This is a genomic window from Candidatus Desulfosporosinus nitrosoreducens (genome assembly GCF_030954495.1).
Classification (GTDB): Bacteria; Bacillota; Desulfitobacteriia; order Desulfitobacteriales; family Desulfitobacteriaceae; genus Desulfosporosinus; species Desulfosporosinus nitrosoreducens.
On sequence record NZ_JAVHUW010000043.1, the window covers coordinates 100,762 to 116,108 of the forward strand.

The window sequence follows — 15,347 nt, forward strand, 5'->3', positions numbered from 1 at the left end:
ACATAACTTATTATTAGAAAATATCACTAGCGTTGCATTAAAATAATTCGTCTATGTCAAGAGGGTAAAGTGATAATCTTTAGTCAGTAATTATCACCCTTATTTGGTACATACATCCGATACTTATTTCTATCTTGACTTCCCATAGCTTCCTATGTATAGTGTATCCACAGTTACTTATGGCTATTTTAGGGGGTGATGCAGTTTGAACCGAGCCAGCATTGGGGTAAAAATTAAAATGATTGATATAGGATTTGACAGGCTATCTAACCAAATGCTCAAGCCCTATGATCTTACAAGCACACAGTTTAAGGTGCTTTTGTACCTATTAAAAAGGAAATCGGAAATCACAAAGCAGATTGATCTTGAGAAGCATTTTGGCCTGACAAATCCCACGGTGACAGGCATCCTGAACAACCTTGAAAAATCCGGTTTTGTCAAACGGGAAGTCAATGAGCAGGATGTGCGAAGTAAAAAAATTAGATTGTGCCAAAACGTTCTGCAACTGGAGAGTGAGCTTACCGCCATTGCCGTGTCAATTGAAAAGAAACTGACACAGGGGCTTAGCAAAGAGGAAATCGAAAGCACATTGTCTGTCTTGGAAAAGATATTTGCCAACCTAAATCAATGAGGATACCAGAACATAAAAATATAATGGATGGATACCATGAGCTTAAACGCAAAACAGTTTGAACAAACCAGAATCAAAATGGCAGCAAACTTTGAAATATCAGGACTTTTACCGGAAACGATACAAGCCGACTTAGGTTTCAGTGCACAAGACTTCAAGAGTGCACTGGAGGTTTTGCCGCGCTACAGTCCTACAAACGTATGGAAGCTCCGTGACTATTTGGAAAAGAAAATTCTTGAGCAAGGCAAAAATCTCTATCCGTTCACGGTGCTGAAAAACAACATTTATTATCAATATTAGGAGGTATCACATATGATTTTAACAAGACCAGGGATTTCTTCCCCGCAGGAAATGCTGGATAAAGCCGCTATTAAGGAGCTTTTGGAATTTGAACGCTTTTGCCGCGACAATGCCCTTTGGGACGAGATGAAAAAGTGCTACGCAGAGGATTCAACAGTCAACATCTCATGGTTTCAGGGGTCGGGGCATGGTTTCGCGGACGCCTCCAGCAAGATGGAATCAAAAGCGCCGCACAAGCTCTATAACACCGCAATTTGGTTAAACGGCGACAAGGCTGTTGCCATAATGATGCCACTATTTTAATGCGTATGGAGCTTGACTCTGTTCCGGTAGATCTTTCTTGCGACGCAAAGTTGATTTTTCGTATAAAAAAGACCGACGGTCTGTGGGTTATCGCAGCGTTCGACTCCATCTATGAACAAGATCGCATAATACCTGTTTATCCGAATAGTCAATTAAATCTACCATTAGGCGAGCTTAAGGCCTTCCGGCAAAGTTACGCCTGTATGTCATACATGATCAGCAGAAACGGCCGCCCTATCGGCAACGATTTTCCTGGCATTGACCGACCGGATTTGGTGGAAGCACTGTATCATGAAATCGGCGCATGGCTATACGGAAACTAATAGGCGCAAAGCGACTATTAGCTGCCAGGGTAATAAAAGGATAAGAAGCATTATAACTACTTTGAAATAACAAACCAAGAGGATATGACTATGCAAAAAGTATACGATTTTTTAAGAAGAGCGGCACTTTCTATCTCGCCTCCATAGACGAAGACCAGCCCAGTGTGCGCCCCTTCGGCGCGGTGGATATTTTCGAGGGAAAACTCTATATTCTCACAGGCAGGGTCAAAAATGTTTCTAAGCAGATGGCGCAAAATCCCAAGGTTGAAATCTGCGCAACGGACGGAGGTAAGTGGCTTAGAATTGAAGCGGCTGTCGTATCGGACGAGCGCATTTCCGCCAAGCAGCACATGCTGGACGCCTATCCCAGTCAGCAAAGGTTATACAAAGCCGATGACGACAACACGCAGGTTCTATATTTAAAGGACACCACTGCAACTATTACCGCATTCGGTGCTGAGCCAGAAATCATTCGTTTCTAAAAAGGGGGTTATTACATGGACGGAAATAAGACGGTTATCATCACAGGCGGAAACTCCGGACTCGGCTTTGAATGCGCCCGGAATATCGCTAAAAACGCTGAATACCGCGTAATACTTGCCTGCCGAGACATGAAAAAAGCGGAGCAGGCAAAGGATTCGCTTATCAGCGAAAGCGGAAACACCTCCATAGAAGCAATGGAACTTGATATATCTTCTCTTGCTTCGGTACGGGCTTTTACAAAGCGATATAAAGAACGGAATCTGCCCTTAAGCGGACTTATTTGCAATGCGGGAATCAACGGATCATTTGCAGGACAGTCGCCTGACGGCTTTGACATTGTTTTTGCAACAAATCATCTGGGGCATTTTCTTTTGACGAATCTCCTTCTGCCAGCTATGCTTCCATCTGCACGGATTGCAGTGGTATCAAGCGATATGCACAATCCACCGGGTGCAGATTTAACATGGCTAAACATCGAAACATTGGCTCATCCGGGCGAATCGTTCCAAAAAGGTTTTGTTCGCTATTCCTATTCCAAGCTGTGTAATCTATATTTTACATATGAACTCTCCGCAAGGCTTGTGAGTATTGGTTCCGACATTACGGTAAACGCGCTGAATCCGGGGCTGATGACCGACACCGGATTTGCTCCGGATAAGTCTCGTTATACAGATGAATTTTTGCGACAGGTCTCTGACAGAATCGGTTCGCTTCCTCAGTCAGGAGACGCTTTAGCGCAAATGATAACTTCTCCGGACCTCGCACAGGTAACGGGCAAATATTTTGACCGCAGCACAAAGCGAACTGAATCGTCTCCGCTTTCTTATAGCAAGGAAAATGCGCTGGAATTGTGGCATATGAGCGTCACATATACGGAGTTAGCGAAAGACGAAACTCTGCAAGAACTCTTATAAGGAAAACTCGACTATTACTCGAAACCCGCCGTCCAAAACTGGACGGCGGGTTTCCATTTCAAACGATATTAAAATGGGTTGAAACAGTTGAAATAATGTGGATGTTGTGGTATCCTTGGCCTCCATTTTTGATCTCCTTATCCTTAAAGATTATAGGCAAGGACTACCCTAAATCTAATTATAAGGATTTTATTATTGAATTAATAGGTTTTTCTGTGTCTTATGATGAATTACTTCGCTTTTCATAGAGATTTATCGCTTGACAATTATGAAATCTTTTTATGCAACTCTAATGACAAAAAATATAAAAATTGTGAAAGTTAGGCCTGAAAAGATGCTGCTTTTTATGGTTCTTATTATTGTTCCGGTTTACGCTTCCTGTATTTTTGATTTTTACTATTCGGCTTATCAGGAAGCGTCATCTCAATCAGTTGGGAGTTCAAAGCGGACTGCAAATATGTTTTTCGGAAGGCTGGCCGGTTTTTTAGCCCCATCCGCTTCATGATTTCGCCAGCCGATAATTCATCATTGCCCAGTTTAGCCAAGAATAGCTGAATACGCGGGTTAATTCTTTCGGTGGTTATTTGATCGCCTTCAATCTCTATAAGAGTGTCGAGAATTGCTTGCAGCAAAAACTCTATAAACGGCGTGGCATTTGCAATCTTGTCCGCTTCACTAAGAGCGTCATAATAGGTGTCCTGTCTTTCTTGTATGACTGTTTCTACAGGTATCCACGCAAATATTGGCTTCCATTGGTACAGTAACAGAGTGTTCCACATTCTTCCCATGCGGCCATTCCCATCTGCAAAAGGATGGATAAACTCAAATTCATAATGAAATACACAGCTTTTAATCAGAGGGTGCGTCTTTGTGGTTTCTGTCCAATACAGGAGGTTGGCGATATGCTGAGGCACTAGATCAGCTGGCGGCGCCATGTGTACAACCTTTTCTCCCTTAAACACGCCTACATCGCCAGAACGAAAGCGCCCTGCTTCTTTTACCAGATCATTCATCAGGATACCGTGTGCTTTAAGTAAATCGTTAACTGAATAAGGATTGAATGACAACAGCCTCTCGTATGCCTCGTAAGCATTTTTGACCTCGCGGATTTCGCCGGGAGCACCGAGGATACGCTTGCCATCAATAATGTCCGTCACTTGATCCAAGGATAAAGAATTGTTTTCTATGGCTAATGATGCATGAATTGTACGGATGCGGCTGTCCCTGCGCAATCTCGGATTGGTATTCATGTGCTGCCATGCCGTAATGGCACCTACCTTTTCGCCAATTTCTACAATTAGGTTTGTTATGGTTTCCGTCATAGTATATGGCGGCATATATGTATTTTCAATCATTTTTTATCCTCCATCTTATATCATGACCACCATCCAGGATGATGATACAAGATAAATAGCAGACATAAAAAGCACATTATGACTTTTGTGCTGTGTTAGGGTTCAAATCCCAACACTTTGTTAATATGCTTCTATGTTTTTCATATTTTAGGCTATGAAAAGATGCAAATACAAAAAAAGCCAACTGCAACAGAAATGGACTTCTTTCGACAAAAAATTATGATAAAGATGATGGGATTTGAACCTCACAACCTAATACACGCAAAGTAAGCGATCCCTTAGTTGCTACACTCCTTACAGCACAGATTATGATCCAGTAATTCTCTAGTATATATGGCTAAATACAGAAACAAGTACAACCCAATTGGTCCTACGTTTCTAACTTCGTTGGAAAACTATTTGATGTAAGTATACACCATAAATAAAATTATGAGTTATCTCTTGCATCCATAAATGCCCAAAAAATAAAACTTGACAACTGCATTTTTTGTTTATGCAACGCTAGTGTTTTTACTATAGATATTAAGGTCTTTTTATTATAATAGTGCAAGTAACTAAAATACTTGCTAAAAATAACAAAGAAATAGCAATAGTCGTATTTGAACCGCCATCCCCTGTGTGACTTAAAAGTGAAGTTATTATAAATCCAAGTATAAAAGTTAATATTCCAAACAAAATAGCTTTGATAAAATCAATCTTTCATATAAAAATCTTCTAAACTAGAGTTTATATTAAATATAGAGCAAAGCAACGGCATTAAAGAATTGAATAATAAAGGGCATTATAGATTAGAAAATTCAGATAAAGACTATCAAAAATTAAAAGTTTAATGGAAATTGTAGCAAATTCCATTAACTTTACTAATATTATCAACGCTATTCTTTAACAGAGCCTAATTTTTTTAATGCTAAAAATACCGGATTGGATTAGTGACTGAGCACAGTATTACTTATACGTTACTCAATATAAGTAGTCCACTTACCGCATTTATTACACCAGTATATAGCGAAGTCGAATACATCATCGGCTGCATTGGGATCGTAAGTGAAGATTTCTTTATCTTTAATGAATCCTAGATTCCTTCGCCAGACGCTAAAGCTTTCCGCATCACATTGCGGACACTCAGAATCACATCTCCCAACATACTCAAAATCATCCATCGTTATCCCGTTATTTTGTAAAAATTCAACAATAGCTTTTTCATAACCCACGTCTGAAAGCTCAATGAAATCTTCTAACTTCAAAAATCTACTCATACAGAACTTCCTGTCTTTTGGTAATTTTTAATCTAAGTGCCACGCTTATCAGGCTTCTACCGAGTTTGGTTTAAGAGCTTCACATAACAGGTACGCGAACGGGGACCGTCAAATTCACAAAAGTAAACACCTTGCCAGCGGCCCAGGAGCAATTTCCCCTTATCAATTATAACGGTTTGTGATGCCCCTACTGTACTCGCTTTTAAATGGGCAGCGGAATTACCTTCGATGTGACGGTCTTTGGGAGCATCCCAGGGATAAATCTCATCAAGCCTCCCTAGAAAGTCTTTCTGGACATCCGGATCGGCATTTTCGTTAACTGTTATTCCAGCCGTTGTATGAGGGCAATAAACTACGACCAGACCGTCCCGGATAGTTTCTTGGGCTAGAAGTTCCTCAATTTGTGGCGTTATATCAGTCATTTCGTCGTGCTTTTTGGTTTTAAGATGTATCTCATAGACCATTGATCTTCCTCCACTTACTCACAAATTCAGTTCACTCAACACATCTCTCAGCTTCCCAAGTTCCTCTTTGGTAAGCGTTACGCCCTTGCCCATTTTAGTGTGATCTGGTGACCATTCACGGATATCGTACTTCGGTTCTTTATCATTCCAGCTTACAAGGTTGAGCTCCTTTTTCCAGCCTTTCGGTGATTCTGATAGGACAGCGATTGTTTCTTTGATTTCAAATTTGATGTCGGCCATTATTCAAATCCTCCTATAAACTTAAAACTTAACCAAGATAAATATTTTCGTTATGCCATTCAAGATATTTAGGATCAGGAAGTTGCTCCCTTCTTTCCGGTAGAATAATTAATTTGCTACCATGATGGGCATAGTATTCCTTCCCATTACCAAAGTCTTCTTTTATCCGATGGCTAACTTCAACAGTTAAATTTTTATCAACTGTAGTATACCCCCTATCAAACAAAGTGTGAAAATCTCTTCTAAGAAGCAAGCCATTATTTATCTCATGGGACCCATCCATATTGTAGGGCTTAATATGGGCTGCTTCCAAAACCGGCAAAGTTTTTTCTCCAGTGATTGCACATCGCCGCTGATAGGCATCTGTGATCAGCACTTTAAATGCTCCTTGGCCTATTCTTGGTTTGACAATCTGTGCTTTTCCGTATCGATTTTGAATACTGGTTTCCTTTACAAGATATTTTTTTAAATTTAGAGACCTAAGCTTTTCTTGCACTTGTTCATATAGAGCCAAACCGATTGTCTCAGTTAAATGAAGTTGGTCGCCCCATACTCAGAGGGCGACAGGACGTAGCCCCCTCTATCGGCATCAACATCCCAACCTTAATAGCAATGTCAAATTGATCTGTGGCAGTGATCGTATTCCTTGTTTTTTCCACACTTCACTTTTTTTAATGTATTTGGATAAGAAGAAATACTGGTCGTATCGTAAGCGAGATATTCTGTAGTAAAGGCTAAAGTGCTGGAGAATGACCGTCTATTAGCTATCCTTTAATGCTCCACTTTTCTAAGAAACTACAAAAATAAAAAATAGTTTTTTGACCAAATTACAAATACTAGCGTTCATCTAAGAGATTTTTAAATTTATTGCCTAGAATGTATCCAGTAAATCCCATTAACCAGGAAAAAAGAACACTCAAGAAAATAAAAAGCAAGTTATTGGTATTTTTTACAGAACTAAACAAGAGGTAAGGCTTTAAACCATAATTAGGAACTAAAATAAGTATATCTACCGGAATTAAAAGAAGGGTAAATTTCCCGATAGGAGCCATTAAATTAGCGATCAAACTTATACTGCCTCCAGTAACCCAAAAAAACAATAGAAATTTAATAAAGCCCTTTCTTTCGGTATAGCCTGTGATTATTCCATATAACAACCAACTGAAAAGAAAAAATCCTGATATCATAAGCCCTTCAAACTTATTAGGTATTCTTCCATATAAGAATGATACCCAATTGGATTTACAACCAAGAAATATATCAAAAATTGATAATACAAAAGCAAATAGTAAATAATACAAATATAACTTTTTAAATATGCTAAAGTTTTCAATTATCATAGTGATTCCTCTTTTCTAAGACGATAATTAAGAGGATGCCCTTATAGACAGACCACCACTTGGGTCGCTTTGTGTCGGTTGGCATTGGCTTTGATATGGGTTCCATCGAATATTCAGCATCGTAGATTTTCCAGATGCATTATTGCATATAAAACTATAATTGATCTGAAAAGCAATGATTTCTCCATTTTATCAACAGATACATTATATGGATAAATATTCGGATTACTTACTGTCTCCTTAGACAATGAAAAGCTGCTTAAATATATTATGGGTTACACCTTCTCCCATAAATTTTTCAAGTGTCTCTTTCCTGCCTAAAGTAACACCTCCGATGTGCAATCACTTTTTCAATTTGTTCACTGAATACTCTGCTATCGCTTCTTCAACATACTGGTTCAAAGACTTCCCTTCGATTATCGCCATCTGCGCGGCTTTTTTATGAAGCTCAGGTTTTATCCTCACGTTGAAGCTTCCTTTATAGGCTTTTTCCGGCTCTTTTCCATTCAACTGGCACAGTTCAAGATAATCTTCCACGGCTTCCTCAAAAGCCGCTTTCAGTTCGGTGACACTGGTGCCTTCGTAACTGATTGAATCGTTTATACCTTCAAGCTCGCCGTAAAATACTTCATCCTCGGTGCTGTAATGTACCGAGCCGATATAATCCTTGTAAAACATAACGTCTTTCATAATTAAATCTCTCCTTGACTTTTTTAATCCGCAATCAGCTTATCAACTTGATATCTCTTAAATATTCTCCCTGGTGGGGTTTGTGAATCCGAATGACGAATCCGGTTTCGTCTTTGATAAAAGCAACACGCAAGCCGGAGGTGCGTCCCCTGTTATTTTCCCTATAACCAAGTTTTATTAGTAAACTTCTGGTTTCGTCATATTCAAAATTAGTAGGTCTTTGTAATAATCTGTCTATTAATTTATCTCTTTTGGCCATAGCACACCTCTACTACATAATTTTACAGTCGCAAATAAAAATAAGCAACTGATTTTCAGTTGCTTATTTTTATTTGTTTTATCTACCGCTGTTCATCTTCCATTATATACTTTAAAACGGCATCGATTTCCTCCATATCCAGTTCAGCTTTATCCCATTACGCAAATCAGGTTAGAGTGATACAAGGTGCTTGGTGTATGGTTCTAGCAAAAACATCAGTTGCTCAGTAATTTCCTGCACATTGCAGGGCATAGAATTATTGATCCACCATTCCAGTACTCCTATAAACCCAGAAGTCAAAAAATGAGTGGTTACACCATTTGAAAATGCGTTGTTTTCTGACTTTACACCGATAACCTCGGTTACTGTTTGCGCAATAATGGCATATAAGCGGCTACGGAAAAATCCAAATCCCTCCTTGCCAAGAAGCAACTTGTATATTGTAAAATTTTTCTCCAAATATTCAAATATGTTTTGAAATGCGCTTGCGTTTAGCATGGTATCATCACTATTGGCACAGTGATGTAGTAGCAGCTCAACATATGTTTCAATGCACTTGTCAAGCAAGTCGAATTTATCCACGTAATGTAGATAAACAGTCCCTCGGTTTATGTTTGCGCGTTCGGCAATGTCATTGATGGTTATTTTCTCAAATCCTTTTTCAGTCAAAAGGTCGATGAAAGTATTCATAATCAACTGTCTTGTTTTTTGTATTCTTCTATCCACAAAGTTCCCCTCCAACTATTCAACAAATTAGCGCAATGTGTTGAGTTCTCAACAGTTGGAACAACTGTAACCATTGAAATTCTCTCCACAAATCAGTATGCTAAGAATATCAAACACGTGTTGAAAAATCAACATTTGTTCATTCCGGGAGGATACTTTATGAAAATACTATTTTTTGGTCGCGGTGTTATAGGAACGCAGTACGCTTGGGCCTTTGAAAATGCAGGCCATACTGTTGAGTTTTATGTTCGTGAAGGTAGGAAGGCGCAATATGGCTCACATGTAAACTTAGAAATATGGGATGCAAGGCGAAGCAAAAAAGACCGTTTAGTCAAACAAAAATGGCTTATTGTAACACATGAAGAAATAAAGGAAAATCACGACTATGACCTCATTTTTATGAGTGTCAACCCCGAGCAAGTATCAAGTGTGGTAAAGTACCTTGCACCACGAGTTGGAAATGCAACAGTTCTTTTTTTCAATAATTTTTGGCAAGACCCTCAATCGGCTATTCAGCCGATTCCGCTCAGTCAAATTGTTTATGGCTTCCCCGGTGCTGGCGGTAGATTTGAAGAAAACACTCTTTACGGTGGGCTTTACAAGACGGTTCAGTTTGGAACATTTGAATCCGAGCCTACTAAAAGAGATTTAGAGGTTCGCAAGCTTTTTATTGAGGCAGGCTTCAAAATAATGGTTCAAAAGAATCCTCAAAGTTGGCTCTGGAATCACTTCGCATTAAACGCTGCAATGGAAGTCGAAGTATTAAAAAGTGGCAGTTTTGAAAAAGTAATTTCTTCACCCGAAGCGCTCGCTGGAATAGGTCGTAATATGAAAGAAATTATCCCTGTTTTGCAAGCAAAAGGCTCAAAACTTGATGTTATGACAAAAGTGATAAGCGACCTACCACCGAGAGTTGTTGGATTTCTTATGAGTAATGTTATTTTTTCACCTAAAAGCATGACCTATGCACTTGTGGCCCATAACCACACTAAAGTTGGTTATGCCGTACAGGAAATTATATCAGAAGCCAGAAAGCACGGCATAAAGGCACCACGTCTTTACGATGTAGAAAGCCTGATTACGGAATAGTGAACAGGCCCAAGAAAAACGAACAATGACGAGAAAGACCTCCTGGAAGAATAGTAATTACGACAGGAGGTTTCTTGTTTTGTTGTAATAATTTGCACCTCCATTTTTCTCTCGGAGATAAGCTGGATCGAATCCACTGACCGCTTGAATCCCATTCGAGCGCTCTCCTAGCTGAGCTAATGGTAAGAGAAAGACACTTTGCCTTTTAGCTTATCAAGATTATAGATCTTTACATCTAATGTTTCCAGCACAAATGGTGAATGCGTAGAAATAATAAACTGACATCCTAAAAGCCTTGACATTTCATTTATCTTCTCAGCTAACAAAGTTTGATTTGCTGGCGACAAGGATATCTCCGGTTCATCCAACAAATAAAGTGCATCAGATTCAATATAATCATCCAACATTTGCAAGGTAGTTTCTCCATTCGAATACTTTTCCTGTGCAAATTTTACCGAAGCTTTTTAATTGTTCTATTTGTTCCTTATTCATCCCTCGCCTAATGTGTTCATATATGTACCTATCACCTAGAATCTGTTCCTGTTGTATTTTTTTATTTCATATTAGAACTGCACAGTGAAAAGTTCTTGTCGAAAAACAACCCAATCAGGCGATCTTATGATATCCTTAAGATTTCTACACCAGAAAGGAGAGAAGATCGCTGAAAGGGTTACCTTGTTAGTTTTGATCCGAAGAAGAAATTGAGTTAATTTTTACAGATGATTTAATGAACGCCCCAAATCATCTGCATACCCTTGAAAAGCAATTGCACGCTCCGTTTTATAATTTTAAACCTCTCTTTTTAATTGCTTATGGAGTTTTAGATATTGACTGAATCATCCAAGGATCTTGACTAGATTCTTTAACTACTGTAACAAATATTTGTTTGCTATTACTAAACCTTACACTATAAGTTTTAGAATCGAAAGTAGGGTGAACAAAAGCAATATTATCTGCCGATAATACGGCGAGATCTGATCCTGTCTTTGCCACTGAATTAACCGGATCTATTGATTTGACCGTTATGTTCGTCAATTCTTGGAAATAAGCTTTCCAATACGACTTAGGATCAATATTATTTCCAATTGTCCGGCCCATTGGAGTTATCATTAACTCAGCTGATTCAATATTTCCGGTTATACCCTTATTATAAAATTCTTTAATTACAGCCGGAGCATCTTTACCGACAAGGCTTTTTAGAGGTTCCTCGTCATCTACAATCCATTTTGCCTGATGTAGCCATAAAGCAAAATTTTTAAAGTCTGCAGGTATTTTTTCATCTAGTGGAAAGCCTGGCACATTATTTGGACCGCCATCGGCAATCCAAGCACCGTGTACCTTTGAATTATAAACAACAAGACATAGGTAACGGACAATCTTTAATTCATTTCCAGGTTTAGACACAGGGTAAGCCCATATCTCAACACTTTTCCCAACTAAATCTTTAAAAGGTAGCCCAATACTAGAACTTAATACTTCATTGAATTGCCAAATAGGCCCCACGCCAAGCGGATCTTTCCATATGCTCAGATTCAAATTAGCAGTTTGGATCGTGGGAGGTTTACTATCAATTTCCCAGCCAAACTTTTTGCCTAAATCATTTGCCATATTCATCATTGCAATCAAATCTTGTTGTGTTGGCACTACTGCTGTTGTAACATCCTTACTCTGGGCCTGAGAACAACCATTAATGACTATGAGGGGACAAAAAATCAATATTACAACTAAATACTTTATTCCGCCTTTCACTTAGTAATGCTCCTTTCTAAATTCAAATCGTTGAAAACCACCTCCGTGAAGTTTTAATAAATACCACCTTTCCCCAAACTTAATTACAAACATTCAATGAGATATGGAGATAAAAGTAGGTCGATGCTACAGGGATAAAAACTCAATTAATAAAATCACCTCCCTTTCTTCTTAACTCCCTTAACAGATATCCCCAGTAGGTGTAATATTAAATTACCTACGATTTACATAGTACGGACGCCTCCCGATCAATTACTACTTGCAGGTAATTGTTAATCTGAGGGTGAGATTATTTAAATGGCTAAAGCCATCCAAGTACAAAATTGATTAATTCAGAGACAAGACCTATATTCTCTCTAATTATATCTTGAGTGGTATGATGGTATTACCGTTAAGTCCATTAATTTTTCATACCATTATGACTATATTGGCAGCCATGCCTTTCCTCGAAATAGTCACTTAAAACTTAGGATGAAGAATTGAGACGACTTAAGAACGAAATCGCGGATCTCGGAGAGGTAACCCAAATTCTTAAAGAGTCTGTAGTGACTATGAATAGATTATAATTTAAAGCAAAAAATCTTACCACGTACTAAATAATTCTCTGTACCTTAGTGCAGAGAATTATTAGAGCTATTTTACAACTTACTTTGCATATACTTATACTTCAATATATGTTATTGGAATTATTTGTACTTGAGGTCCGATACGACCATTCAAAAAATTCTCGGATTGATTTAGGGCACAGCCCCAGCTATATTCACAGTATAGTATCCGGAAAAGCGCTACCCTCCATGGCGGAATTTCTATACATCTGCGAATACTTCCAAATCTCCCCCAAAGACTTTTTTGATGATGGCACAAGCAACCCAGCACTAATACAGGCCTTGGTCAATGACCTAAAAACCTTAACGGAAAATCAGATTGTAACCATCCACGAAATTATCAAAGGCCTAAAAAAATGAAGCGAGTGAGCGAAAGTCACTTGCTTCATTTTCTTTGTATTAGCAAAAAACGTTAATATCTACAACCCAGATTCTCTAAATTTATGTTCCATATACGCCGTCACTCTATGAAAAGGCTTCTTGAGAACGGCCAAAAACAAAAACACCCCGGTAAAAAGCAGCAGAACGCTAGAATATTTAATAACATTACTCCCCAGCGGACCCGCAATAGCCTCTCGAAATCCCCCCATAGCGTAGGTAAACGGCCACAGGGGCTGCAGGATGCCAAAGATTCTGGGGTTTGTCTGAATCGGATAAATTCCACCCGAGCCTGCGATTTGAAAAACCATGATCACCACGACAACCGCTTTGCCCACGTTGCCAAAGATAGACACTAAAGTAAAGATAATGGTGGTAAAGCATAGGGCCGAAAGGATGGCAAATCCCAGCATTAAAAGCATATCGGCAGGCTTAACACCTAAGATAAACTTATTGCCTAAAGTTACAATGACCGCTTGCATGATGGAAACCGCCAGAAACAGCAGCATTTTGCCATAATGCGCCTGCATCATGGTCGGCTTTGGCTTCCCAACCTCCTCTGAAGCATTATGTTCCACGCTCAGCAGGGAGGATAGCAGCAATCCTCCCACCCAAATTGCCAAAACAGTATAAAAGGGAGTTAAACCTACGCCGAAGATCCCCATATTGTAAATATCGATTTCTTGGACATTGATGGGTGAAGAGAGAAAATCCGACACTGTACCCGGATTCAGTTGCATAAGATTAATGATCTCAGCCAGGTTTTTTTCATTTAAATCCTGCATAGTGCCGCTTAATTGATTTAATTCGCTTTGCAGAGCGGATAACTTATTGGCTAAATCATTCGCTTCGCTGACGGACAGCTCACTGCCGGCGATGCCATAATTGGTCAATGCATTCAACTGGGGAATAATCACTCTCGTCGAGGCCAGAACAGCGTCGGAATTATCCATGCTTCCGCTTAGATTATCGGCCAAATTATTTAAAGCATCCGAACTAAGGGAGTAAAAATTACTAAAAACCTGGCTGAGATCACCGGAAACTTGATTGTTCAGCTCGGAAATTTGGTCGATGGCCGAATCTATAGCTTCTTCCGAAGCTCCGTTATCCAGCAAGGTTTTTAACGCATTGACCTTGGTCTCTTCAGCCGTGATCAGCCCTTGGAGATCATTAAGCAGGCTTATAAGCTGGGTGAAGGCTTGATTGGGATAACTCTGATTAAGCAGTTCCAAGCTCTTAATCTCGGCACCGACGAGATCAGAAGCGCTACTTAAAGGGGCGGATATCTGATTGATGATGCCGGCGAAATCACCGCTATTGGCAGCCGCGTTCAGCGACTTCAGCGTTGACAGCAGGGTTTGGGATTGCTGATTAATGGTTTGCAGCTGAATCAGGTCATTATTGAGATTTGTTTCTATGCTGTTGATTCCCTGCTTCGTTGCCAGAATCAGAGATTTGTTGGCTTCCACGGCATTCTGCAAGCCGGTTATCTGCTCGTTGAGTTTGGGCAGGGTGTTTTTGACACTGTTTAAATAACTTTGCAAAGCTGCGGCATTGGAGTTAGCCTTGGTGATAAATCCCTGGATCTGCGCGATATCATCACTTGCCTGGGTCACCGTATCTCTTAATTGAAGAATTTTGGCCTTGTCTGTTTGCAGGGTGCCGCCCACCGGGTTTAAAGTTTTTAAAACCTCCTTCGTAACCTCAGCCACAAAGTTACTCTTCACTTTGTCGGCCAATTCCAAGGTTGCCGCGTTGGTTATTTTGGAAGCTATGGCATTCAGCTTTTCGTTGACCCGGTAGACAATATCCGGTTTATTGGGATTCTCCGTCGTCAAACTGACAATATTTCGGGAAAAGTCATTCGGGATCTCAATTAGGGCATAGTATTTTCCTTCGTTCAAACCATAGTTTCCCTGCCAGGAATCGCTGAAGATCCAATCAATGTCTTTATTTTGCTCTAATTCCTGGACAATTTGCTTGCCGACATTAATTTGCCGGCCATTGTAAGCTGCTCCCTCGTCATTATTAACCACGACAATGGGGAGATTGCCGGTATGAGCGTAGGGATTCCAGCTTGCTTTGATATTTATCCATGCGTATAGGGAGGGCAAAATACATAGCCCGATGACTATTAAAAGAGCCGCCTTGCTCTTGGCGATACTTTTTAGATCCTGGAGAAAGACTCCTAAAACCTGCTTCATGACCCTCTCCTTGTAATCCTAGCACAGTAATCTCATAA

At 39.6% G+C, this 15,347-nt stretch carries 18 protein-coding genes; 6 read left to right on the plus strand and 12 right to left on the minus strand.

The annotated features are described in order from the left end of the window. The first annotated feature begins 205 nt into the window (after positions 1-205). The 5 genes from REC12_RS08345 to REC12_RS08365 all read left to right on the plus strand — a co-directional run bounded on the left by REC12_RS08345 (position 206) and on the right by REC12_RS08365 (position 2,954). Positions 206-631 carry a MarR family winged helix-turn-helix transcriptional regulator gene (locus tag REC12_RS08345; RefSeq protein ID WP_308893520.1) on the plus strand — a complete coding sequence of 142 codons (426 nt, stop codon included), beginning with the start codon at positions 206-208 and terminating at the stop codon, positions 629-631. 36 nt (positions 632-667) lie between these two features. Continuing rightward, the gene (locus tag REC12_RS08350) at positions 668-931 is read left to right on the plus strand and encodes a DUF2316 family protein (RefSeq protein WP_308893522.1); all 264 of its coding nucleotides are present in this window, start codon (positions 668-670) and stop codon (positions 929-931) included. 12 nt (positions 932-943) lie between these two features. Continuing rightward, positions 944-1,234, plus strand: a complete 291-nt coding sequence (locus REC12_RS08355) for a nuclear transport factor 2 family protein (RefSeq protein ID WP_308893524.1) — start codon at positions 944-946, stop codon at positions 1,232-1,234. 487 nt (positions 1,235-1,721) lie between these two features. Then, positions 1,722-2,039, plus strand: coding sequence for a NimC/NimA family protein (locus tag REC12_RS08360; RefSeq protein WP_308893525.1), 318 nt, complete (start codon positions 1,722-1,724; stop codon positions 2,037-2,039). 15 nt (positions 2,040-2,054) lie between these two features. Continuing rightward, positions 2,055-2,954, plus strand: a complete 900-nt coding sequence (locus REC12_RS08365; RefSeq protein ID WP_308893527.1) for an SDR family NAD(P)-dependent oxidoreductase — start codon at positions 2,055-2,057, stop codon at positions 2,952-2,954. Positions 2,955-3,310: 356 nt separating this feature from the next. Here REC12_RS08365 and REC12_RS08370 read toward each other — a convergent pair whose 3' ends face one another. The 9 genes from REC12_RS08370 to REC12_RS08410 all read right to left on the minus strand — a co-directional run bounded on the left by REC12_RS08370 (position 3,311) and on the right by REC12_RS08410 (position 9,284). Further along, the gene (locus REC12_RS08370; protein ID WP_308893529.1) at positions 3,311-4,309 is read right to left on the minus strand and encodes a Fic family protein; all 999 of its coding nucleotides are present in this window, start codon (positions 4,307-4,309) and stop codon (positions 3,311-3,313) included. Positions 4,310-5,265: 956 nt separating this feature from the next. After that, complete coding sequence (locus tag REC12_RS08375) at positions 5,266-5,565, minus strand: hypothetical protein (protein WP_308893530.1); 300 nt, start codon at positions 5,563-5,565, stop codon at positions 5,266-5,268. A 56-nt stretch (positions 5,566-5,621) separates the two neighbouring features. Beyond that, on the minus strand, positions 5,622-6,029 hold the full coding sequence (locus tag REC12_RS08380) for a secondary thiamine-phosphate synthase enzyme YjbQ (protein ID WP_308893531.1): 408 nt from the start codon (positions 6,027-6,029) through the stop codon (positions 5,622-5,624). A gap of 18 nt (positions 6,030-6,047) precedes the next feature. Next, positions 6,048-6,269, minus strand: a complete 222-nt coding sequence (locus REC12_RS08385; protein ID WP_308893533.1) for a YdbC family protein — start codon at positions 6,267-6,269, stop codon at positions 6,048-6,050. Positions 6,270-6,297: 28 nt separating this feature from the next. Beyond that, positions 6,298-6,783, minus strand: a complete 486-nt coding sequence (locus REC12_RS08390) for an HNH endonuclease (protein ID WP_308893534.1) — start codon at positions 6,781-6,783, stop codon at positions 6,298-6,300. A 322-nt stretch (positions 6,784-7,105) separates the two neighbouring features. Next, positions 7,106-7,609, minus strand: coding sequence for a hypothetical protein (locus REC12_RS08395; protein ID WP_308893535.1), 504 nt, complete (start codon positions 7,607-7,609; stop codon positions 7,106-7,108). Between the two features lie 342 nt (positions 7,610-7,951). Further along, positions 7,952-8,299, minus strand: coding sequence for a type II toxin-antitoxin system HicB family antitoxin (locus REC12_RS08400; RefSeq protein WP_308893537.1), 348 nt, complete (start codon positions 8,297-8,299; stop codon positions 7,952-7,954). Between the two features lie 34 nt (positions 8,300-8,333). Beyond that, the gene (locus tag REC12_RS08405; RefSeq protein ID WP_308893538.1) at positions 8,334-8,558 is read right to left on the minus strand and encodes a type II toxin-antitoxin system HicA family toxin; all 225 of its coding nucleotides are present in this window, start codon (positions 8,556-8,558) and stop codon (positions 8,334-8,336) included. 171 nt (positions 8,559-8,729) lie between these two features. Further along, positions 8,730-9,284, minus strand: a complete 555-nt coding sequence (locus REC12_RS08410; protein ID WP_308893540.1) for a TetR/AcrR family transcriptional regulator — start codon at positions 9,282-9,284, stop codon at positions 8,730-8,732. Positions 9,285-9,443: 159 nt separating this feature from the next. On the opposite strand from REC12_RS08410, the gene REC12_RS08415 reads away from it, so the two are divergent. After that, the gene (locus REC12_RS08415) at positions 9,444-10,373 is read left to right on the plus strand and encodes a ketopantoate reductase family protein (protein WP_308893542.1); all 930 of its coding nucleotides are present in this window, start codon (positions 9,444-9,446) and stop codon (positions 10,371-10,373) included. A 176-nt stretch (positions 10,374-10,549) separates the two neighbouring features. Here the strand turns inward: REC12_RS08415 and REC12_RS08420 are convergent, their stop codons facing one another. The 3 genes from REC12_RS08420 to REC12_RS08430 form a co-directional block, all read right to left on the minus strand. Further along, the gene (locus REC12_RS08420) at positions 10,550-10,780 is read right to left on the minus strand and encodes an AAA family ATPase (RefSeq protein WP_308893583.1); all 231 of its coding nucleotides are present in this window, start codon (positions 10,778-10,780) and stop codon (positions 10,550-10,552) included. A gap of 403 nt (positions 10,781-11,183) precedes the next feature. Then, positions 11,184-12,122: a DUF4830 domain-containing protein gene (locus REC12_RS08425; protein ID WP_308893544.1), complete on the minus strand. Its 939-nt coding sequence runs from the start codon at positions 12,120-12,122 to the stop codon at positions 11,184-11,186. A gap of 1,024 nt (positions 12,123-13,146) precedes the next feature. Next, the gene (locus tag REC12_RS08430; RefSeq protein WP_308893546.1) at positions 13,147-15,309 is read right to left on the minus strand and encodes a YhgE/Pip family protein; all 2,163 of its coding nucleotides are present in this window, start codon (positions 15,307-15,309) and stop codon (positions 13,147-13,149) included. Positions 15,310-15,347 lie beyond the last annotated feature (38 nt).